26 protein-coding genes are annotated in these 24,543 nt (G+C 62.3%); 9 read left to right on the forward strand and 17 right to left on the reverse strand.

Annotated features, from left to right (window positions below; all coding sequences use genetic code 11):
• Window positions 1–187: 187 nt before the first annotated feature.
• A complete protein-coding gene (locus tag AC2FML_RS16020; protein WP_170391778.1) occupies window positions 188–1,045 on the forward strand; it encodes a DUF2189 domain-containing protein in 858 nt (285 codons plus the stop codon).
• A 33-nt stretch (window positions 1,046–1,078) separates the two neighbouring features.
• On the opposite strand, the gene AC2FML_RS16025 is transcribed toward AC2FML_RS16020, so the two are convergent.
• Together AC2FML_RS16025 and AC2FML_RS16030 are read right to left on the reverse strand one after the other, a co-directional pair.
• Complete coding sequence (locus AC2FML_RS16025; protein WP_170373109.1) at window positions 1,079–2,065, reverse strand: NAD(P)H-quinone oxidoreductase; 987 nt, start codon at window positions 2,063–2,065, stop codon at window positions 1,079–1,081.
• Window positions 2,066–2,129: 64 nt separating this feature from the next.
• Complete coding sequence (locus AC2FML_RS16030; protein WP_496783843.1) at window positions 2,130–2,822, reverse strand: COQ9 family protein; 693 nt, start codon at window positions 2,820–2,822, stop codon at window positions 2,130–2,132.
• Window positions 2,823–2,933: 111 nt separating this feature from the next.
• Here AC2FML_RS16030 and rpsU point away from each other — a divergent pair, with 111 nt between their 5' ends.
• The gene (gene rpsU / locus AC2FML_RS16035; RefSeq protein WP_005614280.1) at window positions 2,934–3,140 is read left to right on the forward strand and encodes a 30S ribosomal protein S21; all 207 of its coding nucleotides are present in this window, start codon (window positions 2,934–2,936) and stop codon (window positions 3,138–3,140) included.
• Between the two features lie 308 nt (window positions 3,141–3,448).
• On the forward strand, window positions 3,449–4,525 hold the full coding sequence (locus AC2FML_RS16040; RefSeq protein ID WP_174819822.1) for a CAP domain-containing protein: 1,077 nt from the start codon (window positions 3,449–3,451) through the stop codon (window positions 4,523–4,525).
• A gap of 46 nt (window positions 4,526–4,571) precedes the next feature.
• Here AC2FML_RS16040 and ppk2 read toward each other — a convergent pair whose 3' ends face one another.
• Window positions 4,572–5,489, reverse strand: coding sequence for a polyphosphate kinase 2 (gene ppk2, locus AC2FML_RS16045; RefSeq protein ID WP_496783844.1), 918 nt, complete (start codon window positions 5,487–5,489; stop codon window positions 4,572–4,574).
• A gap of 150 nt (window positions 5,490–5,639) precedes the next feature.
• Window positions 5,640–6,098, reverse strand: a complete 459-nt coding sequence (locus AC2FML_RS16050; RefSeq protein ID WP_496783845.1) for an Lrp/AsnC family transcriptional regulator — start codon at window positions 6,096–6,098, stop codon at window positions 5,640–5,642.
• Window positions 6,099–6,233: 135 nt separating this feature from the next.
• On the opposite strand from AC2FML_RS16050, the gene ald reads away from it, so the two are divergent.
• Window positions 6,234–7,352 (forward strand): alanine dehydrogenase, encoded by a 1,119-nt coding sequence (ald, locus tag AC2FML_RS16055; RefSeq protein WP_170342313.1) that lies wholly within the window; start codon window positions 6,234–6,236, stop codon window positions 7,350–7,352.
• An 88-nt stretch (window positions 7,353–7,440) separates the two neighbouring features.
• Here ald and AC2FML_RS16060 read toward each other — a convergent pair whose 3' ends face one another.
• Window positions 7,441–8,247, reverse strand: a complete 807-nt coding sequence (locus tag AC2FML_RS16060) for a mechanosensitive ion channel family protein (RefSeq protein WP_170367577.1) — start codon at window positions 8,245–8,247, stop codon at window positions 7,441–7,443.
• Window positions 8,248–8,461: 214 nt separating this feature from the next.
• On the opposite strand from AC2FML_RS16060, the gene AC2FML_RS16065 reads away from it, so the two are divergent.
• A complete protein-coding gene (locus tag AC2FML_RS16065) occupies window positions 8,462–9,160 on the forward strand; it encodes a glutathione S-transferase family protein (protein WP_496783846.1) in 699 nt (232 codons plus the stop codon).
• A gap of 48 nt (window positions 9,161–9,208) precedes the next feature.
• On the opposite strand, the gene AC2FML_RS16070 is transcribed toward AC2FML_RS16065, so the two are convergent.
• A complete protein-coding gene (locus tag AC2FML_RS16070) occupies window positions 9,209–9,658 on the reverse strand; it encodes a YtoQ family protein (RefSeq protein WP_093963775.1) in 450 nt (149 codons plus the stop codon).
• 89 nt (window positions 9,659–9,747) lie between these two features.
• A complete protein-coding gene (locus AC2FML_RS16075; RefSeq protein WP_480728434.1) occupies window positions 9,748–10,380 on the reverse strand; it encodes a class I SAM-dependent methyltransferase in 633 nt (210 codons plus the stop codon).
• An 84-nt stretch (window positions 10,381–10,464) separates the two neighbouring features.
• Between AC2FML_RS16075 and AC2FML_RS16080 the strand changes: the two genes are divergently transcribed.
• Complete coding sequence (locus tag AC2FML_RS16080; protein ID WP_496783847.1) at window positions 10,465–11,349, forward strand: LysR family transcriptional regulator; 885 nt, start codon at window positions 10,465–10,467, stop codon at window positions 11,347–11,349.
• 46 nt (window positions 11,350–11,395) lie between these two features.
• Here the strand turns inward: AC2FML_RS16080 and pheT are convergent, their stop codons facing one another.
• The 7 genes from pheT to AC2FML_RS16115 all read right to left on the reverse strand — a co-directional run bounded on the left by pheT (window position 11,396) and on the right by AC2FML_RS16115 (window position 19,739).
• The gene (pheT, locus tag AC2FML_RS16085) at window positions 11,396–13,792 is read right to left on the reverse strand and encodes a phenylalanine--tRNA ligase subunit beta (RefSeq protein ID WP_496783848.1); all 2,397 of its coding nucleotides are present in this window, start codon (window positions 13,790–13,792) and stop codon (window positions 11,396–11,398) included.
• A gap of 74 nt (window positions 13,793–13,866) precedes the next feature.
• A complete protein-coding gene (pheS, locus tag AC2FML_RS16090; protein ID WP_496783849.1) occupies window positions 13,867–14,940 on the reverse strand; it encodes a phenylalanine--tRNA ligase subunit alpha in 1,074 nt (357 codons plus the stop codon).
• A gap of 73 nt (window positions 14,941–15,013) precedes the next feature.
• Window positions 15,014–16,081, reverse strand: coding sequence for a Hint domain-containing protein (locus AC2FML_RS16095; RefSeq protein WP_170372356.1), 1,068 nt, complete (start codon window positions 16,079–16,081; stop codon window positions 15,014–15,016).
• A gap of 112 nt (window positions 16,082–16,193) precedes the next feature.
• On the reverse strand, window positions 16,194–17,564 hold the full coding sequence (locus AC2FML_RS16100; RefSeq protein ID WP_496783850.1) for a glutamate--cysteine ligase: 1,371 nt from the start codon (window positions 17,562–17,564) through the stop codon (window positions 16,194–16,196).
• Between the two features lie 77 nt (window positions 17,565–17,641).
• Window positions 17,642–18,169, reverse strand: coding sequence for a hypothetical protein (locus AC2FML_RS16105; RefSeq protein ID WP_170391769.1), 528 nt, complete (start codon window positions 18,167–18,169; stop codon window positions 17,642–17,644).
• Entirely contained in the window at window positions 18,166–19,014 is an 849-nt protein-coding gene (locus tag AC2FML_RS16110; RefSeq protein WP_496783851.1) for a GNAT family N-acetyltransferase, read from the reverse strand. Before AC2FML_RS16110 ends, AC2FML_RS16105 begins: the two co-directional genes overlap by 4 nt.
• On the reverse strand, window positions 19,014–19,739 hold the full coding sequence (locus tag AC2FML_RS16115) for a 16S rRNA (uracil(1498)-N(3))-methyltransferase (RefSeq protein ID WP_170365504.1): 726 nt from the start codon (window positions 19,737–19,739) through the stop codon (window positions 19,014–19,016). Before AC2FML_RS16115 ends, AC2FML_RS16110 begins: the two co-directional genes overlap by 1 nt.
• A gap of 12 nt (window positions 19,740–19,751) precedes the next feature.
• Here AC2FML_RS16115 and ubiA point away from each other — a divergent pair, with 12 nt between their 5' ends.
• The 3 genes from ubiA (at window position 19,752) to AC2FML_RS16130 (ending at window position 23,021) form a co-directional block, all read left to right on the forward strand.
• A complete protein-coding gene (ubiA, locus tag AC2FML_RS16120; RefSeq protein WP_496783852.1) occupies window positions 19,752–20,714 on the forward strand; it encodes a 4-hydroxybenzoate octaprenyltransferase in 963 nt (320 codons plus the stop codon).
• Between the two features lie 65 nt (window positions 20,715–20,779).
• On the forward strand, window positions 20,780–22,699 hold the full coding sequence (locus AC2FML_RS16125) for an OmpA family protein (RefSeq protein WP_170359987.1): 1,920 nt from the start codon (window positions 20,780–20,782) through the stop codon (window positions 22,697–22,699).
• A gap of 1 nt (window position 22,700) precedes the next feature.
• Window positions 22,701–23,021 carry a hypothetical protein gene (locus tag AC2FML_RS16130; protein ID WP_093963571.1) on the forward strand — a complete coding sequence of 107 codons (321 nt, stop codon included), beginning with the start codon at window positions 22,701–22,703 and terminating at the stop codon, window positions 23,019–23,021.
• 4 nt (window positions 23,022–23,025) lie between these two features.
• Here AC2FML_RS16130 and AC2FML_RS16135 read toward each other — a convergent pair whose 3' ends face one another.
• The 3 genes from AC2FML_RS16135 to pgsA are packed head-to-tail and all read right to left on the reverse strand — an operon-like array spanning window position 23,026 to window position 24,391.
• A complete protein-coding gene (locus AC2FML_RS16135) occupies window positions 23,026–23,469 on the reverse strand; it encodes a molybdenum cofactor biosynthesis protein MoaE (RefSeq protein ID WP_170373118.1) in 444 nt (147 codons plus the stop codon).
• Between the two features lie 4 nt (window positions 23,470–23,473).
• Window positions 23,474–23,719, reverse strand: a complete 246-nt coding sequence (moaD, locus tag AC2FML_RS16140) for a molybdopterin converting factor subunit 1 (RefSeq protein ID WP_170406910.1) — start codon at window positions 23,717–23,719, stop codon at window positions 23,474–23,476.
• 3 nt (window positions 23,720–23,722) lie between these two features.
• Entirely contained in the window at window positions 23,723–24,391 is a 669-nt protein-coding gene (gene pgsA / locus AC2FML_RS16145; protein ID WP_170342342.1) for a CDP-diacylglycerol--glycerol-3-phosphate 3-phosphatidyltransferase, read from the reverse strand.
• Between the last annotated feature and the right edge of the window lie 152 nt (window positions 24,392–24,543).

Raw genomic sequence — 24,543 nt, forward strand, 5'->3', positions numbered from 1 at the left:
CCTCCTTTTGCCTGGATCCAAGCTATCACTTCGGCGCCGCAGGGCAATCGGGCGATCTCGCAAGGGTGAACCAGGATTGGAAAAAACTGTGGTACACTAGGGTCAGGCGTTGCCGGGTCATCCGGCCACGGGCAACTTTTCGCCGGATGCATCCTGCGGCGCACCTGCGCCAAGGAAAGGGATGACAATGGCAAAGACAATCGGAAACCCGATCAGTTGGACCGCGCAGCAACTCGGCGCGACCAGCGATCACATCGCTGAAAACGTAACGGGCATCGGCAGCGCTGACACCCAGCATCTGCCGACGGTACAAACGCTGACGTTGCAAGACTTGCGAGAGTGCCTGCGCGCCGGATACGAAGACTTTCTGGCGATCCGGGCCGATGCCATTTTCATCGTTCTGATCTACCCGATCGCGGGGCTTTTGATGTTCGGATTCGCGATGCAAGCCAACATGGTGCCACTTCTGGCTCCTCTGGTGGCCGGGTTTGCGCTGATCGGTCCGGTCGCTGCACTGGGCTTGTACGAGATCAGCCGCAAGCGGGAACAGGGGCACGAGGTTCACTGGCTGGACGCGTTGGGTGTTTTTCGATCCCCCTCGTTCGGCGCCATACTGGCACTGGCCTTTTACCTTGTCATGCTGTTGCTGGTCTGGCTGATGGTGGCACACGGCATCTATATCGAAACACTGGGTCCGCAGCCGCCAGAGACGCTGGGCCAATTTCTGACACGGGCTCTGACCACCGGCCCCGGCTGGACCATGATCATCGTCGGATCGGCGGTTGGGTTCCTGTTTGCTCTGGTGACCTTGGCCGTCAGCGTTGTCAGCTTCCCGTTGCTGCTTGACCGCAAGGTCGGCCTGCCTGTGGCCGTTGTCACCTCGGTCCGGGTCCTGCGGCACAATCCGACCGTGATCCTGACCTGGGGCTTCATCGTCGCCGCGCTGCTGGTTCTTGGTGCGATCCCGCTGCTTTTGGGCCTGATCGTCGCAATGCCTGTCTTGGGGCACGCGACATGGCACCTCTATAGACGCGCCATCGCCTGAGCAAAGCGCGGGGCACCCCCCGCGCTGATAGGCCTAGCCTGATACTTTCAAGACGATCTTGCCAATGTGGCCGGAGCTTTCCATGCGGGCATGTGCAGCGGCGGCATCGGCCAGATCAAATTCGCTGTCCATGACCGGGGCAACTTTTCCAGCCTCAAGCAGCGGCCAGACCGCCTCATGCAGATCCTGCGCGATGCGCGCTTTGGCAAGGTCGCTCTGTGGCCGCAGTGTGCTGCCGGTCAGGGTCAGGCGTTTGACCATCATCATAGCAAAGTTCAACTCGACGACGGGTCCTTGCAGAAACGCGATCTGAACCAGCCTGCCATCTTCGGCCAGCGCCTTGACGTTGCGAGGGATGTAATCGCCGCCAACCATGTCGAGAATCAGATCCGCCCCACCTTCGGCCCGCATGGCAGCAACAAAATCCTCGGTCTTGTAGTTGATCGCCCTCTCGGCCCCCAGGTCCAGACAGGCCTGGCATTTCTCGTCCGAACCAGCCGTCACGAAGACCCGGGCTCCGAAAGCGTTGGCCAGTTGAATGGCCGTGGTACCAATCCCGCTCGATCCCCCATGTACAAGGAACCGTTCGCCAGCCTTCAGCCCGCCACGAGTGAATACGTTTGACCAGACCGTAAAGAAGGTTTCGGGCAGGCAGGCGGCCTGTTTCAGGCTCAGGCCCGAGGGCACAGGCAGGCAATGTGCCGCCGGTGTTACCACGTATTCTGCATACCCGCCGCCAGGCAACAACGCACAGACCTGATCCCCCAATGCCAACCCCGAGACGCCGGACCCGATGGCCACCACCTCGCCCGAAGCCTCGAGCCCGGGAAGGTCGCTGGCCCCCGGCGGCGGATCATAGGCCCCGGCCCGCTGCAGAGCGTCTGGGCGATTGACGCCGGCATAGGCCACTTTCAAAACCACCTGACCATGACCCGGCTCGGGCATGGGGCGTTCCGTCAGCTTGAGAACGTCCGGACCTCCGGGCGTGGTGATCTCAATGGCGCGCATCATCTGGGGCATTGGCAAAACTCCTTTGCGCAATGGGTATCAGGCGAATCGGGAAAGGCCCAGCAGCAAGAGGCAGTTACTTGCGCGGGTTCAGACGACCCGGCAGATCGGCCCGCATCCTGACTGGCGCCCGAACCTGACTTGCCAGCCAGTTGGGAACCGCAAGGAACGGTTTGAACAGCGGATTGTTGTTCACCTGCGCCTTGAGCTTCTCGAACTGCATCACATCCGCAATGCGGCGATCCAGGAATTCCCAGGTCCGCTGGTGGTCCGGGCTGTCATCGCCCAACCAGAACAACAGGGTCGAGGAATACACACCCGACAGTGTTGCGCGTTTGGTGTACCAGTTGACATCATCCGAAGTGTCGCCCAGCGCATCCCAGATCAGGTCACAGGTGCCCCAGACCGCTTTGGCGCCATCTGCTGCATATGACGGCAACGAAAACAAAGTCACGCCTCGGCGCACCGCCTCCCTGTCGGGGACAGCCTGCAGGCGGAAGCGCACTGCGGCGGCAATCCTGTCGCGGAACTTCAGATCGCTCAGGTCCTCGGAGTTCAGCCGTTCAAGCATCTCGGCGTCCCCGCGGGCGTGAAATGCGAGCGCCAGATCCACGGCGCCCCGCGGGCAGATGACACGGGCCAGACCTTCGTCCAGATCGCAGTCGGCAATGGCCGCGCGAAAGCTCTCTTCGGACCAACCATCAAAAGGAACATGGGTCAGAATTGCGTCCAGCAATTGCTGTTTTGCATCTTCATAGGTCACGGTCATGGCGGTCCTCCGACTTTTGGGCCCAGTACTAGACAAGTTAGGTCCGCTTTGCTATACGGCCAACTCCTGCAATTTCCTTGCAACTCTATCTAGAAAGGTGGTGACAACCACATGCAGGTTAGTGTTCGCGACAACAATGTCGATCAGGCGCTTCGTGCCCTGAAGAAAAAGCTGCAGCGCGAAGGCGTGTTCCGTGAAATGAAGCTGAAGCAACATTTCGAGAAACCGTCCGAGAAAAAAGCGCGCGAGAAAGCTGAAGCGATCCGCCGTGCCCGTAAACTGGCACGCAAGAAAGCCCAGCGCGAAGGTCTGCTCTAAGATCTTCCTCGTCCAGCTTTGGATGACACTATTTGACGACCCCCGAGGCATCGCCCGGGGGTTTGTCGTTTCTGGGGAACAAATCCCCGGTGTGCCTGCAAATCCAAGCCCGAAAACTGACGCCGTCTGGCATCACTCAGCAAGTTGCCGCACATGAATCAGCAAGTTTTGGTGGCAATTCGCCGTCCGATTCCACCCGGCAGATTTGTGACTTTTCTACGCCAAATTCTCGCCACTAATGTCGCCTCAAAATAACGCAATCCAATGGAGGCAGAATCGTGTCAGTCGCAAGTTCACTTGAAAGGCAAATGCTGGAGCTCATAAATGCCGAGCGCGCCAGCCGAGGCCTGCAGCCCGTCCAGCTGGAACTGAGGCTGAACGACGCCGCTGAGGATCACAGCCAATGGATGCTGGACGTAGACAAGTTCAGCCACACGGGTGTCGGCAAGTCCCAGCCGTGGGATCGGATGGAAGATGCCGGCTTTGTGTTTTCAGGCAGCTGGCGTGCGACCGAAAACATAGCATGGCAAAGTGTCCGCGGTGCCCCAGGTCTGGCCGATGACGTCCAGAACCTGCACGACAGCCTAATGAACAGCCCCGGCCACAAGGCCAACATACTCGATCCGAACGTGACGGTGATCGGGATCGGGATCGAGACCGGGAAATACCTGCATAACGGCGTGAATTACGACGCCATCATGGTCACGCAGAACTTCGCGCGGACTTCGGCGGCGGTCCAACTGGATACCGGCGGTTCCGGCGGCGGAGGAACTCCGTTGCCATCCCCCGCCCCGGCCCCAACACCCGCCGGCCCTGTGGAGATTTTTGTCAAACCCGGAAAGACAGGGAATGCCGAAGACAACTGGTTTACCCTGGAAGTCGGGAAAGCCGGGCGACTGGACGGGCGCGGCGGCGATGACACTCTGACCGGGCAAAGTGGTCGAGATACCCTTCTGGGGCGGTCCGGGGATGACACTCTGCGCGGCGAAGGCGGCCGTGACAGGCTGTTCGGCGGACAGGGCAATGATACTCTGGAAGGCGGCGATGATCGCGATATCCTGAAAGGTCAGGCCGGCGACGATACGATGTCGGGTGGCACGGGTGACGACGTTCTACGTGGCGGCAGCGGAACCAACATCATGACCGGCGGCACCGGCGCAGATGACTTTTTCTTCAGCAACGGTATCAACCGCGTTACCGATTTCGAAGACGGCGACCAGGTTGTGCTGCGCAGCAGCGCCGCCATCAAAAGCTACAAGGATCTGATGAACAACCATATCTCTCAGTCAGGCAACGATGTGGTGATCGACGATGGCAAAGGCCACATGGTGATCCTCGAGGATACCTTGCTGGCTGATCTCGACCGCGACTCATTCATCTTCTGAGGCAGTTGCGGCCGAAAAAAGTGCCCCGATTCTGGGGCACTTTCTTTCAATAAATCTTGGGCACGTACAATTCGTCCGGCAGAACCCGCCGTTCATACTCGGGATTGTATTTCCGATCCGGCAGAGTGACCTTTTCGTGGGGCACCTCTTCGTACGGAATCTTGGTCAGAATATGCTCCATGCAGTTCAACCTTTCCCGCTTTTTGTCGTTGCCTTCGACAATGTACCAGGGGGCCTCGGGAATGTTGGTTCGGAACAGCATATCTTCCTTGGCCTTGGTATAGTCTTCCCAGCGGATCCGCGATTCCAGGTCCATCGGTGACAGTTTCCACTGCTTCATCGGATCGTGGATTCGCATCAGAAAGCGCAGTTGCTGTTCTTCGTCCGTGATCGAGAACCAGTATTTCAGCAAGATGATCCCCGACCGAACCAACATGCGCTCGAATTCGGGAACGTCCTGAAAGAACTGCTCGACCTGGGCCTCGGTGGCGAAGCCCATCACCCGTTCAACGCCCGCCCGGTTGTACCACGACCGGTCGAACAGAACGATCTCACCCGCCGCCGGCAAATGCGGCACATAGCGTTGAAAATACCACTGGCTCTGCTCGCGCCGGCTGGGGGCAGGCAAAGCAACGACACGTGCAACCCGCGGGTCCAGCCGTTGGGTGATCCGCTTGATTACCCCGCCCTTTCCAGCGCTGTCGCGCCCTTCGAACAGGATGCAAACCTTGGCGCCGGTATGCTGCACCCAGTCCTGAACCTTGATCAGTTCGGCCTGCAGGCGCAACAGGTTGCGGAAATAGACCTTGCGATCCAGCATTTCAGGATGCTGTTCGCGATAGATCTTGCGGACCTCCATCGACAGCATGGGTTCACTGAACTCGATCTCAAAATCCTCGTCCAGTGTGTCCTGCAACTCGGCTTCCAGCCAATCGTCGACTGTGTTCTCATAGTTTTCAGCCAAGGGCCTGCTCCTTATCTTTCAACAGTCTCGGACCATATCGGGTACGTGTAACCGGCCAATGTCATGCCGACCTTTTTCCCGCCCCGAAGGCCAATATTGAACCGGCTCAACGGCAGATACAACCGCATCGGCAAGACTGCCGCACCAGGGTCAAACAGGCAGTGCGGTCGTCTTGAAAACGGTCCGCAGGGCGAACGAGCTTTGCATTTGCGCAACTCTGGGCAGGCGCGACAGATACTGGCGGTGGATGCGCGCAAAATCCTCGGTGTTTTCGGCGACCACCTTCAGGACATAATCCGCCGACCCGGCCATCAGGTGACACTCCAGAACGTCCGGAATGCGCCGGACCGCCCGCTCGAAAGCCTCCAGCACCTCCTCGGCCTGACCCTGCAAGGTGATCTCGACAAATACGGTTGTCGGCACCCCCAGTTTGCGCGCATTCAACAGCGCGACATAATCCCGGATATAGCCTTCCGCCTCAAGCCGCTGAACCCGGCGATGGCAGGCCGACGGTGACAGGTTGACCTGCTCGGACAGTTCCGCGTTCGACATACGCCCCTTGCGCTGAAGGGCCGCCAGAATCTTTCGGTCAGTCGCATCAAGTGACATTCACGCACATCCGTTGCAAGATTTTCTCATTTCATCGAAAAATTTCCCACATATTAGCGCAGTTGCGCACCGAGTTTCACAGAAATTGCACCGCTTTCTGCACATAATTTGTGCAGTTTATGAATGGAGAGCCCCATGAAAATCGGATGCCCAAAGGAAATCAAACCGCAGGAATTCCGCGTAGGCATGACCCCCAACGCCGCGCAGGAAGCGGTTGCCCGTGGTCACGAGGTCATCATCGAAACCGGCGCCGGGCTGGGTTCAGGATTTGACAACGACGCCTATGTCGCCGCAGGCGCGCGCATCGTGGACACCGCGGAAGAGGTGTTCGCGACCGCCGACATGATAGTCAAGGTCAAGGAACCGCAAGCGGTCGAGCGCAAGATGCTGCGCGAAGGCCAGCTGCTGTTCACCTACCTGCACCTTGCGCCCGACCCTGAGCAAACCCACGATCTGCTGGCCTCGGGCTGCACGGCGATCGCCTATGAAACGGTAACTGATTCCAACGGTGGTCTGCCACTGCTTGCCCCGATGTCCGAAGTCGCAGGGCGTTTGGCACCGCAAGTGGGTTCGTGGACTCTGCAAAAAGCCAATGGCGGGCGCGGCGTTCTGATGGGCGGCGTCCCTGGTGTGGGCCCGGCCAAGGTTGTCGTGATCGGTGGCGGCGTCGTCGGCACGCATGCGGCTCAGGTGGCGGCGGGCATGGGCGCTGATGTGACCGTTCTGGACCGTTCGCTGCCGCGCCTTCGTTATCTGGACGACGTCTTCGGTGGCCGGTTCAAGAACCAGTACTCGACCGCCGGTGCTACGGCCGAGCTGATCCAGTCGGCGGATATGGTGATCGGGGCCGTTCTGATCCCGGGCGCGGCCGCACCGAAACTGATCACCCGCGAGCAATTGTCGACCATGAAGCCGGGCGCCGTGCTTGTCGACGTTGCCATCGACCAGGGCGGTTGCTTCGAAACCTCCAAGGCAACGACACACGCGGATCCGATCTATGAGGTGGATGGCATCATGCACTACTGCGTGGCCAATATGCCGGGTGCGGTGGCACGGACCTCGACCATCGCGCTGGGGAACGCAACAATGCCGTTCATGCTGGCGCTGGCCGACAAGGGCTGGAAGCAGGCGTGCCAGGACGATCCCCACCTTCTGGCGGGCCTCAACGTGCACGCCGGCCAGTTGACATACTATGCCGTAGGCAAGGCACTGGGGATCGACGTGGTTTCGCCCGCAATGGTCGTCAAAGCCTGATCGAAACGCAACAGCGCCGCGCATCTGCGCGGCGCTTGGCCCAACCGGAGAAGGGCATTTCCAATGCCCGACGGACGGGCGGGAGCATTCAGCCCTCTTTGTGGATTTCCACCGAGTGCGGGTAGGGAATCGAAATGCCCTTGCTGTCAAACGCTTCCTTGACGGCCTTGGTCAGATCAAACTTGACGTCCCAATAGTCGGCGGCCGCGCACCACAACCGCGCGGTCAGGTCTACCGAGCTGTCTCCCAAGTTGGTCACACGCACCCAGGGCTCGGGGTCCGAGTGTATGCGCTTGTCCGCCTTGGCCACATCCAGAATGATCTTCATGGCCGCATCCGCACTGTCGCCATAGTCGATCCCGAACACCAGATCGACACGCCGCGTGTCGTGGGCCGAGTAGTTGGTGATAATCGACCCCCAGGCCTGACCGTTGGGAACGATGATCTGCACATTATCGGGCGTGACCAGTTCGGTCGTGAACAGGTTCAGGTCCTTCACCGTGCCGGCTGTCCCACCGATATCCACGAACTGACCCAGCTTGTATGGCCGGAAAACCACCAGCATCACACCTGCGGCTAGATCGCTGAGCGTGCCCTGCAGCGCAAGGCCGATGGCCAGCGAAGCGGCACCCAGAATGGCAACGATACTCGTCGCTTCGATTCCGAAGATGCCAAGCACAGCAACCAGGACAATGGCCAGGATCACCCATTTGACGGTGCTGGCAACGAAATTCCCCAAAGTCGGATCGATTTGCGGGGTCGAATTAATTCGGCGGCGAACGATCCCTGCGATCATGCCAGCGGCTATCCAGCCGACAACAAGAACGATCAGGGCTTTGACCGCGCTCATGATCAATGGGGCAAATGCCCCTACCTGCGTCACGACCTCATCCACGGGCGTCTCCTTTCCAACAGCAACAAACCCGCGACTTTTGCGCGGGGTTTCCTCAACATTGGGCGATAAAACCGCACAGGTCTAGGTTTGAAATGTCCCGGATTTCCCCGCTGTGCTTCAGCAAACAGTCGCTGCCCGGGGTTGCACAGACCGCCATCTAACAATCCGCCCCTGAATGCCTAGCTTGCAATAGTACCCGAACAAGGAGCTTGCCATGCTGGACACCGCCACCTTCCCGATCATGACCAAATGGCCCCCGCATTCGCCGGAGCGGATCCAACTCTATTCCTTCCCGACGCCGAACGGCGTGAAGGTGTCCATCATGCTCGAAGAAACAGGCCTGCCCTACGAGGCGCACAAGGTCACCCTGTCAGACGCTGACGTCAAAAGCCCCGAGTTTCTGTCGCTGAACCCAAACAACAAGATTCCGGCGATCATCGATCCTGACGGCCCGGACGGACAGCCCTTGGCGCTGTTCGAAAGTGGTGCGATCCTGCTGTACCTGGCCGAGAAAACCGGCAAGTTCCTCGGCCAGAACACGGTCGACAAGTATCGGATCACGCAATGGCTGATGTTCCAGATGGGCGGCGTGGGTCCGATGTTCGGGCAGCTGGGTTACTTCCACAAGTTCGCCGGCAGCGCGATCGAAGACCCGCGCCCGCGCGAGCGGTATATTAACGAGGCCAAACGGCTGCTGAATGTCGTCGAGACCCAGTTGCACGGGCAGGACTGGATCGCCGGTGAGTACTCAATTGCCGATATCGCTTTGGCCCCGTGGCTGCGCGGCCTTGATTTCTACGGCGCCAAAGAGTTGGTCGGCTGGGACGATCATCGCAACACCATCGCCTATCTGAACCGGTTCCTGGACCGGCCCGCGGTTCAAAAGGGTCTGGTCACGCCTCCGCGCGGGTAAGGGATCACGCCGTCGCCGCCTTGCAAGCGGCGTCGGCATTCCGTGCCATCAACCGGGCAGTTTCCCGGTCAGCACATAGCGCAGAATCTCGACCACCTGGCGGGGCTCCTCGGCCACCGCCAACGCGGCGGTATCGACCTCTTTCAGCGCATGCTGATGCTCGGGACCGTGCAGCACGATGATCGACTTGCCCAGGGCCGCGGCATAGCCCGCGTCGAAGGCCGCATTCCACTGCTTGTACTTGTCCCCGAATCGCACCACGACGACGTCGGCATCGGCGATCCCCTTGCGGGTACGGATCGCGTTGACCATCGCACCTTTGTGGTCGTGCCAGTACTTGTTCGGCTCGGCCCCCAGAATGGCGACCCCGCAATCGTCGCTGGCCGCATGATCGGTCACCGGGCTGTTGAACGTGACGTCCAGCCCTTGCGCGCCTTCGATGATCTGTTCGCGCCAATCCGTGTGGATCTCGCCCGACAGGTAGACATTCAAACCCATTGCAGCCTCCGCCTTTTGCTTCTGGCCCTGTTTACTGTCCAAACCCGCAAAGCCCAATGCGGAAGTTGCCTGCCGATGCTGCGCTGGCGTCACAGCTTGCGGGCCACCAGATAGCGCGAGGGCGGTTTTGCCGGGAAGTTCCCGCTTTCGATAATCTCGAACCCGGCGTTTTCAATGGCGGTTTCCAGCGTCTTGATGTCGAATTGACTGACGAATGGCGCCTTGCCCAAAAGCTGCATGATCGGCAGCAGCAGCTTGAGCAAGCCGAACTTGAACCCCAATCCACCCTGGGCAAGACAGGGCGTTTTTGAAATGAACAGACCGCCGGGTTTCAACACCTCATGAACCCCGGCCAGCGTCGCCTCCAGATCCCGGATCAGGTGCAGCAGATTGAACGCCATCACCACATCATAGGCCCAATTCGGGGGGCGGTTCGCGTCGGCCTCGACAAAGACGACGTTTTCGATCTGCTCCTCTTGTGCCAACCTGCGGCCCACGGCCAACATGCCCGGAGAGACATCGCTCGCCGTGATCGTATCCGCATGGCCGGACAGCCGCAGCGCGGTGCGCCCGGTTCCGCAGCCCAGTTCCAGCACCTGGTCGGTTGGCTTCAAATAGGACACCGTGCGTTGCAACGTGTGCTCGTAGGACTCGATGTCCCGGATCGGGGATTTCGCGTATTTCTCGGCGATTCCGTCCCAGAATTTGGCTGTTGCGGTCATGTCGGCTCTCCTTTGAGCGCAAGCTAGTGATACGCGTTTCAAAGGTGAATTGCCGAAATTCGCAGAATCCTTATACATTCTTGCATGGATGATCCGCGCAAATTCGACTGGAACCATATCCGCGCCTTTCTGGCCACGACCGAGACCGGCTCGCTTTCGGCGGCGGCACGACGGTTGGACCAGACACAACCGACCCTCAGCCGCCAGATCGCCGCGCTTGAATCCGATCTGGGCGTGATGCTGTTCGAACGGATCGGCCGGTCACTTCAGATCACCACCGCCGGGATCGAGCTGTTGGAGCACACCCGGACCATGGGCGCCGCCGCAGATCGCATTGCGCTGGCCGCGTCCGGTCAGGCGCAGTCGATCGAGGGGCAGGTGCGGATCACCGCAAGCGACGTGATGTCGGCCTATATCCTGCCGGATCTGCTGCGCGAGATCCGCGCGCAGGCTCCGAAACTGCGGATCGACGTGATCGCCGCGAACGACATTCGCGATCTGATGCGGCGCGAGGCGGATATCGCCATCCGCCATGTCCGCCCCGACCAGCCCGACCTGATCGCAAAACTGGTGCAGGAGGCTGACGGGCATTTCTATGCCGCCACCGCCTACCTGAACCGCGCTGGACGCCCCAAGTCCCTGTCGGACCTGTCCCGGCACGAGTTCATCAGTTTCGGCGACACCGCGCAGATGATCGCCTATTTCGAACCGATCGGGCTGCGCCTGACCGAAGAAAACTTCCGCCTGGGGTCGCAGAACGGCATCGTCTCGTGGGAGTTTGCCCGGCAGGGCTTTGGCATCGCGCCCATGTCCGAGCCGGTGGGCGATGCCACACCGGGAATGGAGCGCGTCCTTCCCGACATGGAGCCGTTGCGGTTCCCGATCTGGCTGACCACCCATCGCGAACTGCATACCAGCCGCCGCATCCGGCTGGTCTTTGACCTGCTGGCGGATTTCTTCGCAAACTGAAACACGCGCACCATCGGCGCGCGTGTCTCTTCGGGTTAGAGCCGCTTCAACCGCGCAGAACGCCGCCGGTGGCCTTGGTGACCTTGGCGATGATCTTATCCGCCACCGCCTCGATGTCTTTTTCCTTCAGCGTGCTGTCGGTCGGCTGAAGCCGGACAGTAATGGCCAGAGATTTCTTGCCCTCGCCCAGGCTGCCGCCGATGAACTCATCGAACACGCGCACCTCTTCGATCAGCGCCTTGTCGGCGCCGGCGGCGGCATTCACCAGCGTCAGCGCCTCGACATCGGCATCGACGACAAAGGCAAAGTCACGCTCGACCGCCTGCAGGTCACGCAGTTCCAGCGCCGAGCGGGTGGTGCCGGATTTGCGCGGCAGCGGCACCTCGTCCGGCCAGATGGTGAAGGCCACGGCCGGGCCCTTGATGTCCAACGGCTGCAGCACGCGCGGATGCAGTTCGCCGAACACGCCCAGCATTTTTTTGGGGCCCAGGCAGATCTTGCCGTGACGGCCCGGATGCCACCAGGCGTCGCCATCGCGCAGGATCTGCACTTTGGCGGGGGCACCTATGGCGGCCAGCACGGCCTCCGCATCGGCCTTGGCGTCAAACACGTCGACCGCGCGGGCGGCGCCGTGCACATCCTTTTGTCCGGTCCGCCCGACCAGAAGGCCTGCGATCTGGGTGCGTTGCTCGCCGGGTTCCCCGTGATGAAAGACCGGGCCGACCTCGAACAGAGCTAGATCGGCAAAGCCGCGCGCCTGGTTGCGCGCCGCGGCCTGCAACAGGCCGGGCAACAGGTCGGGACGCATGTGGCTCATCTCGGACGAGATCGGGTTTTCCAGCATCGTCGCGTCGTCGCCGCCACCGAACAGCGCGGCCGAGGCTTGATCGATGAAAGTGTAGCTGACGCATTCATTGTACCCCAGCGCCGCGCAGTTGCGCCGCGCCATCGACTGACGCCGCTGGGCCGGGGTCATGACCGGCTTGGGAATACCATCCGTGACACGCGGCAGCGGCTTGCCCTGCAGCTTGGTCAGCGAGGCGATGCGGGCGACCTCCTCGACCAGATCGGCCTCGCCCTGGATGTCGGGGCGCCAACTGGGCACATGGGCCATGTCGCCTTCCAGACGGAAACCCAGCCGGGTCAGGGTCTGGCGCTGCTCGCTTTCGGGGATGTCCATGCCCACCAGCGACTGCACCCGCGCCGCATCCAGCCGATAGGCGCGCGAATGGTCCGGCGCCTTGCCGGCCTCGACCACCTTCGAAACCTCGCCGCCGCAGATGTCCAGGATCATCTGGGTCGCGTGCTCCAGCCCTTCCAGCGTGTATGCCGGATCGACTCCGCGTTCGAACCGGTACCGCGCGTCCGAGTTGATCTTGAGCGCGCGCCCCGCCAGCGCGATCTGGACATGATCCCAGAAGGCGCTTTCCAAAAACACGTTCACCGTGTCCTCGGTACAGCCGGTCTCTTGCCCGCCCATGATGCCGGCGATGGATTCCGGGCCGTTGTCGTCGGAAATCACCATCATCCCGGGCTGGAGAGTGTATTCCTTTTCGTCCAGCGCCACCAGTTTCTCGCCGCCCTTGGCGCGGTGCACCCGCAGGTTGCCCTTGACCTTGTCGGCGTCAAAGACGTGCAGCGGGCGGTTGCTGTCGAACGTCATGTAGTTGGTGATATCCACCAGGGCCGAGATCGGACGCAGACCGATCGCCTTCAGCTGATCCTGCAGCCATTGCGGGCTGGGGCCGTTCTTGACGCCGCGGATCAAGCGACCGGTGAAATGCGGGCAGCCATCCAGCGTGTCGTCGTCGATCGTCACCTTGATCGGGCTTTCGAAATCCCCCGGCACCGGGGCATAGTCGCGCTGCTTCAACTTGCCCAGACCCCGCGCCGCCAGATCGCGCGCGATGCCCGCAACGCCCAGCGCATCGGGGCGATTGGGGGTGATGGCGATCTCGATCACCGGGTCGATCTTGGCGGGGTCGTTCTCGGCCAGCCAGTCGACGAACCGCTGGCCCACCTCGCCCGAGGGCAGCTCGATGATGCCGTCATGTTCGTCCGACAGTTCCAGCTCGCGCTCGGACGCCATCATGCCAAAGCTTTCGACGCCGCGGATCTTGCCAACGCTGATCGTCAGATCCAGACCGGGGATATACATGCCCGGCTTGCAGACCACGACGGTGATGCCCTCGCGCGCGTTGGGGGCGCCGCAGATGATCTGCAACTCGCCCACGTCGGTGTCCACTTTGCAGACGCGCAGCTTGTCTGCATCGGGGTGTTTCTCGGCATGTTTCACATAGCCAAGGGTAAAATCCTTGAGCTTGTCGGCCGGGTTGATGACCTCTTCGACCTCGAGCCCGAGATCGGTCAGCGCCTCGGCGATCTCATCAACCGAGGCGTCGGTGTCCAGGTGGTCTTTCAGCCAGGAGAGGGTGAATTTCATTTCTGTTTTCCTGTCCGGTAAGGCGGGCCAGCCCGCCGAATTCTCTTGGGCAGCAGGGCAAGCCCCACGCTATTTCATCGTGACAAGCCACCATGCAGGTTGGGCATGTCCAGCGCCGCAAACCCATAGTGGCGCAGCCAGCGCAGGTCGGAATCAAAGAACGCCCGCAGATCCGGGATGCCGTATTTCAGCATCGCCAGACGATCGATGCCGATGCCGAAGGCAAAGCCCTGATAGACCTCGGGGTCGATCCCGCCGGCGGCGATCACCTTGGGGTGGACCATGCCGCTGCCCAGAATCTCCATCCAGTCGTCGCCCTCGCCGATCTTCAGCTGGCCGCCTTCCCAAGAACAGCGGATATCGACCTCGGCCGAGGGTTCGGTGAACGGGAAATGCGAGGCGCGGAAGCGCAGTTCGACATCGTCGACCTCGAAGAACGCCTTGACGAATTCCTCCAGCACCCATTTCAGGTTCGCCATCGAGATATCCTTGTCGATGGCCAGGCCTTCGACTTGGTGGAACATCGGCGTGTGGGTCTGGTCATAGTCGGCGCGATAGACACCGCCCGGACAGATCACGCGGATCGGCGCGCCCTGCTTTTCCATCGAGCGGATCTGAACCGGCGAGGTATGGGTGCGCAGCACATGCGGCGGGCGATTGTCGCCCGGCGCGCGGTGCATGTAGAACGTGTCCATCTCGGCCCGCGCGGGGTGGTGGCCGGGGATGTTCAGCGCGTCGAAATTGTACCAATCTGTCTCGATCCGCGGACCTTCGGCGACGGAGAAGCCCAGTTCGGCAAAGATCGCGGTCAGTTCCTCGGTCGCCTGGCTGACCGGGTGGATCGAGCCTTGGCGGCGCGGGCGCGCGGGCAGGGTCACGTCCAGCCACTCGGTCCGCAGACGTTCGTCCAGCGCGGCATCGGCCAATGCGGCCTTCTTGGCGGCCAGCGCCGAATTGATCTCGTCCTTCAGCGCGTTCAGCGTGGGGCCGGCGACCTGGCGTTCCTCGGGCGTCATCTTGCCCAGTTCGCGCATCTTCAGCGCCACTTCGCCCTTTTTGCCCACCGCGGCCACGCGGATCGCTTCCAGCGTGCTTTCGTCGCCTGCGTCAGCGATCTGACCCAGGTATTTTGCCTTAAGATCGTCCATGACGGTCCCCTGAATTCTGTTGCTGTCCTGCTATCACAGCAGCGCGCGAAAGCAAGAGGGCCGGGCCGCGTGATCAGGTCGCGCGCAGAACCGCTGCCTGTCGATCACACCGGACCGGGCGGATCGTGGGGCCATAGCCCTGCGGATGGGTCTGCAGTTCGGGGAACAGCGCAAACAGTTCGCGCGCGGCCTCCTGCTCCAGCCCCGAGAGCGCCTCCTGCCCCGGAAAGAAGCTCTCGGACACAAGACCTGAAGTGGTGACCAGCTGGTGCCGGTCGAAGAACAGGTGGACATAGCGGACAATGTCACAGGGCTGCACGGTGACGGTATCGCCGTTGACCAGCGATTTGGCGGGGACCAGAACCTCATCCTCGCCGAACAGAAGCTGGGCTTGCCAGCCTCCGACCAGAATGCGGTGCTGGGGCGAGACCAGAATGTCTGTCTTGGCGCCCAGAACACCCGCGCGGATGCGCACCGGCGCGAAACGACCCACGCCGCGCACCGTGCGGCCGCCGATCCAGCGCACCCGGCAGGGGCCGTCATCGACGGTCAGGACCGTATCGCCGGGCTGCAGCGTCTCGATCCGGCGCGGCCCCTCGGGGGTATCCACCAGGGTTCCGGCCGTGAAACAGGCGGCCCCGGTATCCCCGGGCGACAAGGGGCCATAGGTCAGCGTGTCAGGATCGGGTTGATTGAACTGCAGGGTCGTCGTGGTCTGGTTCGGCCCGACCAGCACCGGCAGGTTGACCGAGGTTTCCCCGGCCGCCAACCCATCGACCGCGACGATGTTCTGCGTGCCGCCACCGATGTCGTAGAAATCTATTACCTCACCCGTGGCGGTGTTGGTCAGCGCATAGGCTTCGTAATTGGTTGGGCCGCCACCATCCGGATCGGTCAGGAAGATCGGAAAATCATCGGCCGAGATGACATAGACGATCTCGTTGTTGTCGGGGTCGACGGTGACCTGAACGGAGGGATCGTTGAGTGGGATCTCGATCCCAACCTGCCCGTTCGCCTGATAGAAGGACACGGTGAAATCCGCCGGATCTTCGCCGGGGCGAAGGGACACCTCCAAGAATTCGGACACGCCCGAATTCGCGGCATAGGCATTGGAATAATGCAACTCACTGATACGCGCCATGAAAGCACCACGACCGGAAAACCTGACCCGAATGTATCGCGCAAACGCCGCCGCCGAACAAGGCGCGATCCGGGAATGTGGCTAACAGGCCCCTAATTGCAACAGGTCGCGGTCAGTAGCTGTATTCGGGGTAGATCCGCGTCAGATCGCCCTGCCAGTCGCCGTGGTAATGCTCCAGCAGCTCGTCGGCCGGCACCTTGCCGGACTGGATGCTTTCCTTAAGCGCGTTCAGGAAATGGGTCTCGTCCGGGACCAGCCCGCCTGCACCCGGCCGCGCCCGCGCCTTCAGGCCGGACTCGGCGATGGCCACCACCTCGCGCGCCAGATCGTGCATGTTGATACCGCCGACCTGCGCCTGCAGCCCGTCCCGGGCCGCGGCGACGCGCAACCCCTCGCGGGTTTCGGCGTCCCAGCCCTTGACCAGATCCCATGCGGCATCCAGCGCGGACTGGTCATAGGTCAGCCCTACCCAGAAGGCGGGCAGCGCGCACAGACGGCGCCACGGGCCGCCGTCGGCCCCGCGCATTTCCATGAATTTCTTGATCCGCGCCTCGGGGAAGGCGGTGGTCAGGTGATCGGCCCAATCCGAAAGCGTCGGCGTCTCGCCCGGCAGCGCGGGCAGCTTGCCCTGCAGGAAATCGCGGAATGACATGCCCAGCGCGTCGATATACTTTCCGTCACGATAGACGAAATACATCGGCACATCCAAAGCGTACTCGACATAGCGCTCGAACCCGAAGCCGTCCTCGAACACGAAGGGCAGCATGCCGGTGCGCGCGTCATCCAGATGCCGCCAGATGTAGCTGCGCCAGCTTTTGTGGCCGTTGGGCTTGCCCTCGAAGAAGGGCGAGTTGGCAAACAGCGCGGTCGCCACCGGCTGCAGGGCCAGCGCCACGCGCAGCTTCTGCACCATGTCCGCCTCGGACCCGAAATCGATGTTGACCTGAACCGTGCAGGTCCGGCGCATCATGGCGCGGCCCATGTCGCCGACCTTTTCCATGTAGTCATTCATCAGGACATACCGGCCCTTGGGCATCAGCGGCATGTCCTCATGCTTCCAGATCGGTGCGGCGCCCAGCCCGATGAAGCCTACGCCGATCTTATCGGCGATGTCCTTCACGTCGCGCAGATGCGCGTTCACCTCGTCGCAGGTCTCGTGGATGGTCTCCAGCGGAGCGCCTGACAGCTCCAGCTGCCCGCCCGGTTCCAACGAGACGTTGGCCCTGTCCTTTTCCAGCCCGATCAGCTTGCCCGCCTCTTCCACGGGGGTCCAGCCATGCCCGTCGCGCAGCCCCTGCAGTACCGCCAGGATCGAGCGTTCGCCTTCGTAGGGCAGCGGCTTCAGCGTGTCCTTGCAATAGCCGAATTTCTCGTGCTCGGTCCCGATGCGCCATTCGCTTTTGGGTTTGCAGCCATCGGCCAGGTATTCGGCCAGTTGTTCGTGGCGTTCGATCGGCCCGCCGCCGGACTGAGGAATGGACATGAACCGTGCTCCGATCCTGAAGTGTCGAGTCGTGGGGGTCAGTGGTGGTCGCAATCTCCCCCGGTGTCAATGCACCGTCAATTCAACCGGATGTGTGCCGGGCGCGAGGGGTGGCGTTCCCAGATGACCACCGGATGCGACGCCCCGCCCTTGAGTTCCGACAGCATCCGCTCGGTCCGCAGCCCCGGCAGGGCCGAGAACACGTCGAACAGTGCCTCGGCACCTTCGGCATTCACGGGAATGTGAAGCGGCGGCTGGCCGGGCTGTTCCAGCACCCAATGCGCGGGGCTGGCGGTGGGGTCGAGCGTCAGGCTCTCGATTTCGCGGGTGGCGACGATGCCACCTTCCAGCGGCCCCAGATAGGCAATCTGCCCTTCATCCACCGACACCACGCCCGGCCCGCCCGCGCCCAGCCGGAACCGCGCGCGCTGTACGCCGATCACGGCCAGCGCGACCGAGACCAGCACAAGCACCCAGCCCAGCCAGCCCAGCAACCCGCCCGGACCGCCGATCCAGCTGAGGCCAAGGATCAGAACGAACCCGGCGGCCAGCACCTCGCGCCAGCGCCACAGGGCCAGTTTGGCTTCGGGTCGGATGAAACTCATGACGCGGCCTCCATCTGATCGCTGAACAGGACCAGTGAAAAGGTCCCGGCAGGGGCAAACCCAATCGCAACATAAGCACGCACGGCGGCGTTTGAAGCCGCGAACAGAACGGCCCTGCGCACTCCGGCGGCCCGCGCTTCGGCCAGATGCAGGGCGACGGCGGTGCGGGCATAGCCTCGCCCGCGCAGCGCGGGCGGCGTAAACACGCCGCCGATCTGGACGATCTCGGGCAACGTGGCATTGAAGCCTGTCATGCTGACGGGGTGGCCGTCGACCATCAACAACCGGTGCGAGTCGCGCTGAATATATCCGTCGATGTCTTTCTGCGCAGCCTTGCGGGCCATGCCCGGGTCGGTGCCCAAAGATTCCAAGTGATAGGCCTCGCGCCAACGGATCAGCAGGCTGCGGTCGCCGTCAGACGGAGGCACCAGCCTTGCGTTTTCCGTTGGTGGAACGATCAGGTCGCGCAAGTCCAGCGCAAAAGAGGGCTCATCCCGGTCCAGACGGGCGGCGCGGTCCTGCCATCCGGCCTGTCGCAGAAACCGGCGGGCTTGCGTGGCCTCGCCCGCCAACCCAATGACCGTGCGGCCCCGGATCAGGTCCGCTGCCTCGGCCAGGCCGGCCTCGGGCAGATCCGGGCATTGCGGCAGGATCATGCCTTCGTTGGTGATGCCGAACACGCCGCGCAGCGGGTCGCCCAGCATCCACATGCTCATCGCGCGCGGTGCAGGTGCGTTCAGGCCGAACACTCGCAGGTTGGCCAGCGCGAACATCGAGCTTTGCACATGGTCCAGAAGAAACCGTTCGATCGCCGGAACGTCCTGTTGCTGCGCCAGCCGCCACATCAGGACCAATCCCCCAGCGCCTGTTGCCACAGGGTCATCGCGGCGACCGCCGCCGTGTCAGCCCGCAAGATGCGCGGCCCCAGGCTGACCACATGCGTGAACAGCAGATCTTTCAGCCGCTGGCGCTCGGTATCGGAGAACCCGCCCTCGGGGCCGATAAGGATGGCCCACGGCAGGCCCTTGTCCTGCGCGGCCAGGCGCAGGGCCGATCCGGCCTCGGCCTCGTCGCAGAACATCAGCTGGCGATCGTCGGGCCAGTTGTCCAACAGCTTGTCCAGCCGCTGCAGGTCGCAGACCTCGGGCACGAAGGTGCCGCCGCATTGCTCGGCCGCCTCGACCGCATGGGCCTGCAGCCGGTCCTGGCGGATGCGTTCGGAATTGGTGAAGGCAGTCTGCACCGGTATGATCTTGGCGGCCCCCATCTCGGCCGCCTTTTCGACGATGAAATCGGTCCGCGCCTTCTTGATCGGAGCAAATAGCAGCCACAGGTCCGGCGGCAGTTGCAGTGGCCGGGTCTGTTCAAGACAGCTCAGAACACCGCCTCGCTTGCCCCACTCGGCCACCTCCGCCAGCCACTCGCCATCGCGGCCGTTGAACAGGGCCACCTGCCCGCCCACGGCCAGACGCATCACGCCGAACAGGTAATGGGCCTGCTCGCGCGTCAAAGGAACCGATTGCCCCGCACCCAAAGGGTGATCTACATACAGCCTGATCTTCGCACTCATGAGACCCTACATATGCAAGGCAATGCCCCAACACCAGACGGTCAGGTCGCCGACGCCGTTACCGGCAACTGGGTCGATACCCGCGCCCCGGCCTTTGCCCGCCCCTATCTGCGGCTGTCGCGCGCGGACCGGCCGATCGGGACGTGGCTGCTGCTGATTCCGTGCTGGTGGGGCCTGGCGCTGGCGATCCTGCATGACGGTCAGCCGCGCTGGGGCGATCTGTGGATTGCCGTTGGGTGCGCGGCCGGGGCCTTTCTGATGCGTGGCACTGGTTGCACCTGGAATGACATCACCGACCGCAAGTTCGACGCGCAGGTCGCCCGTACGCGCTCGCGGCCCATCCCCTCGGGTCAGGTCAGCGTTCGGCAGGCGGTGATCTGGATGGGCATCCAGTGCCTTCTGGCGCTGGCGATCCTGCTGACCTTCAACCAGGCGGCCATCGCGATGGGCGTCCTGTCGCTGCTGCCGGTGACGATCTACCCCTATGCCAAGCGCTTCACCTGGTGGCCGCAGGTGTTTCTGGGGCTGGCCTTCAACTGGGGCGCCCTGCTGGCCTGGGCGGCGCATCGCGGCACGGTCGAATGGCCCGCGATCCTGCTGTACCTGTCGGGCATCGCCTGGACGCTGTTCTACGACACGATCTATGCCCACCAGGACGCAGAGGATGACGAGCTGATCGGCATCAAGTCCACCGCGCGCCTGTTCGGGACCGACACCGCGAAATGGCTGAAGTATTTCCTTGTGGCGACCGTGGCGCTGATGGGGCTTGCCATCGTCGAGGCCGCGCTGCCCAATTCCAGCGTGCTGGCGCTGGTCGTGGCCATCGGTGGACCTTGGGCAATGGGGTGGCACATGGCGTGGCAACTGCGCGGGCTGGACATCGAAGACAACGCGAAGCTGCTGCAACTGTTTCGCGCCAACCGGGACACCGGCCTTATTCCGCTCATCTTCCTTTGCGTCGCATTGCTCCTCTGATTGCACCTCGGTACCGGTGCCTGTAAGAGTCCCGCCCAATGGCCCGAGGAGATAAGAAACCGCTCATGCGCTTGCCGTATTTCCTGACATCAGCCCTGATCTTTGTCGTGTCGGCGGGGGTCTGCCTGTTGGCCGCCGGATTCGCGGTGACCAAGATCGAAGAAACCTCGGAAACTGCCGTTCGAAATGCACTGAGCATGCAGGGCCACGAGTGGGCCGAAGTGCAGGCGGATGGGCTGCGCGTTGTGCTGACCGGTACTGCCCCGGACGAGGCCACCCGATTCAACGCGCTGACCGCGGCCGGTACACAGGTCGACACCTCTCGGGTGATCGACGAGATGGACATTGCCCCGACGGCTGACCTGACTCCGCCCAAATTCTCGGCTGAAATCCTCCGGAACGACAGCGGCATATCCGTGATCGGGTTGGTTCCGGCCAGCGTGGATCGCAACGCTCTGATGGCCCGGTTGCAGAAGCTGGACCCCCAGGCGCGGGTGTCGGACCTGCTGGAAACCGCAGACTACAAGAAACCCAAAGGCTGGGACGACGCGATATCCTACGCCATCCTTGCCCTGTCCAAGCTGCCGCGAGCCAAGGTTTCCGCCAGCCCCGACCTGGTCAAGATCACTGCCATCGCTGACAGCCAGCAGGAAAAAGAACGGCTGGAACAAGAGCTGACACGCGCCGCGCCGCCCAGCTTGCGCATCGGTCTGGCGATTTCGGCACCGCGCCCGGTGATCACTCCGTTCACATTGCGCTATCTGATTTCGGAAGATGGCGGACAGTTCGACGCCTGTTCGGCACAGGATGAAAAGGCGCGCGACACCATTGTTGCCGCCGCGCAGGATGCCGGGCTGTCAGGGCCCTATACCTGCACGATCGGCCTGGGTGTGCCATCGCCCCGATGGGCGCAGGCCGCTGAACTGAGTATCCGGGCTCTGTCCGAGATCGGGCAAGGTTCTGTCACGATGTCGGATGCCGACATCACGCTGATTGCTGAACCGAACACCAGCCCGGCCACCTTCGACAAGGTCGTGGGCGAGTTGGAAAACGCCCTGCCCGAAGTGTTTGCCCTGCACGCGGTTCTGCCTGAACCCGAAAACAACGAACAGGCCGGACCTGTGGAATTCACCGCCACCCGCAGCCCGGAAGGTCTGGTACAACTGCGCGGCCGTCTGGGCGACGATTTGCAGCGTGACATGATCGACAGCTACGCCCGGGCTGCCTTCGGATCCGATCAGGTTCACAGTGCCGCCCGCGTAGTCGACCAGATGCCGCAGGACTGGCCCGTACGCGTTCTGGCGGGGCTGGAATCCCTGTCCTGGCTGAACAACGGCGTGCTGACCGTAACGCCCGACAAGGTCGAGTTGACAGGCGTCAGCCATGATGAAGACGCCAAGGCACAGATCGCGGGCCTGCTGTCCGACAAGCTGGGCGATGCGCAGGACTTTGACCTGTCGATCACCTATCAGCCCCCGCCCGAACCCGAAGACGCGCTGCCAGACCCCGAGCAGTGCGAAAGTCGCATCGCCGAGGTTCAGGAAACCCGCAAGATCACGTTCGAGCCCGGATCGGCTACGGTTTCATCAGAGTCCCGCGACAGTCTGAACCAGATTGCCGAGATCCTGCGCGAATGTGGACCGATCCGGATTGAAATCCAGGGTCATACCGACAGCCAGGGCCGTGAAGAGATGAACCAGCAGCTGAGCCAGTCACGCGCCCAGTCCATCCTTAACGAATTGCGCGCCCGTCGGGTGCCGACCAAAAGCTACTCGGCCGCAGGATATGGTGAGACGCAGCCGATTGCAGACAATGACACCGAAGACGGGCGCGAGAAAAACCGGCGCATCGAATTCCGGCTGATCCGGCCCGAGCCGGTCGCCAATCAGGAAACCGGTCTGGAAGCATTGGAGACCCAGACAAGCGCAACCGAACCTGCGCCAACAGAAGAAGAAGCATCCGAAACGGATGCAGGGGACCAGTAAGTTGAACAGAACCGAATTCATCATCGCCACCGCCGTCATCCTGTTCGCCGCCTTCTGCATGGGCTGGTTCGCCAACTGGCTGGTGCACCGCCTGTCGCGCGTGCGCCAATCCGACGTGGCCGATCTGGACCGCATGAGCCAGGAGCTGCACGAGGCCGAGGAAACCCGTGATCAGGCGATCACCTATCTGCAGCAGCGCGAGGCCGAGCTGACCAACCAGCTGACCCAAACCGAGGCCGAGCTGGCCGCGGCTATGGACGGGCTGCGCGCCGCCCGTCAGGAAGCCGAGGAATTGCGCGGCCGGATCAACAACGCCGACTGAGCGCCTACCAGCGCGACAGCGCGTCCTCGTCCTCGTCCTTGGCGGCAACCCACTCCGCGCCCAAACCTGTGATTTCCTTCTTCCAGAACGGGGCGCGGGATTTTAAGTAGTCCATCAGGTATTCGGCAGCCTCGAACGCATCTTTGCGGTGCGGGGCTGCCGTTGCGACCATCATGATCCGGTCACCTGGGGCCAGCCGCCCATGGCGATGGATCACCAGAACATCGCCCAGAGACCAACGGCTTTTGGCTTCCTCGGCGATCTTGGCGATGGCGCGTTCGGTCATGCCGGGATAATGCTCGATCTCCATGCAGGCCAGATCGGTCTGCGCCAGATCTCGCACGACACCGGTAAAGGTGACGATGGCGCCATTGGCCGTGTCACCTGCGGCAAAGGCATTGGCCTCGGCCCCCAGATCGAACGGCTCTTGCTGGACGGAGATCCGCATTGCCTTATCCGCCGGTCATGGGCGGAAAAAAGGCCACTTCGCGGACGCCGGCCAGGGGCGCGTCGAAATCCGACAATTCCTGATCCAGCGCGACCCGCAGGGCCGACAGGTCGGCAAAGGCCGCGGCATAGCGGTCTTCGCGGGCGCTGAGTTCCGCTACCAGATCGGAGACCGTGGCCGCGGAGGATTCGACCTTCTCCTTCGGCAAGCCGATTCGCTCGCGGACCCAGGCGAAATACAGAACATCCATGCGTCAGCCCTCCTTCAGATGGGGCATGGCTTTACGTAGGTAGTCGTAGCCGGTGATCAATGTCAGCGTCGCCGCGATCCACAGCAGCCACAACCCGATGCGGCCCGACCAGAACATGCCATCCAGCTTCCATTGCAGGCCCGAGATGTCCTCGACCTGGCCCGACAGGATCTGGTCTATCAGCGCGGCATCCATGCCGAAGGTGGACATGACGAAATAGTGCTCGAATATGCCCTGCGAAAACAGCACGGCGATCGCCACCATCTGCGCGGTCGTCTTCCATTTGGCCAGCTTGGTGACCTTGAGCGTTCCGGCCACGTCGCCCAGATACTCGCGCAGGCCCGAGACGAAGACCTCGCGGAACAGGATCACGGTGGCGGGCAGCACCAACCAGGGCGTCCAGTGCTCAGTCGAATAGCCGACCAGGATCATCAGCGCGATCACCACCATCGCCTTGTCGGCGATCGGGTCCAGCATCGCGCCCATCTTGGTTTCCTGCTTCCACGCGCGCGCCAGATAGCCGTCGAACCAATCGGTTATGGCCGCCGACAGGAACAGGATCAGCGCGAACCAATCCGCGTAGGGCCGTGTGAAATACAGAAACATCACCGCCAGGCCGGGCGCGGCCAGTAGGCGCAGCAAAGTCAGAATATTCGGCAGGTTCCACTTCATGCGCTGGACCCTACAACCATGGCCGGGAACAGAAAAGACGGCACGACAAAAAACTGCCAAGAACACAGGTGTTTGGACCACGACAGGTCAGACCGTCGCAGGCGGAGGATCGACGACCGTTTCCCCCTTGGCGCGGCGCGAAGAACGGGTCA

This window comes from Ruegeria sp. BHSC029 (assembly GCF_059613085.1).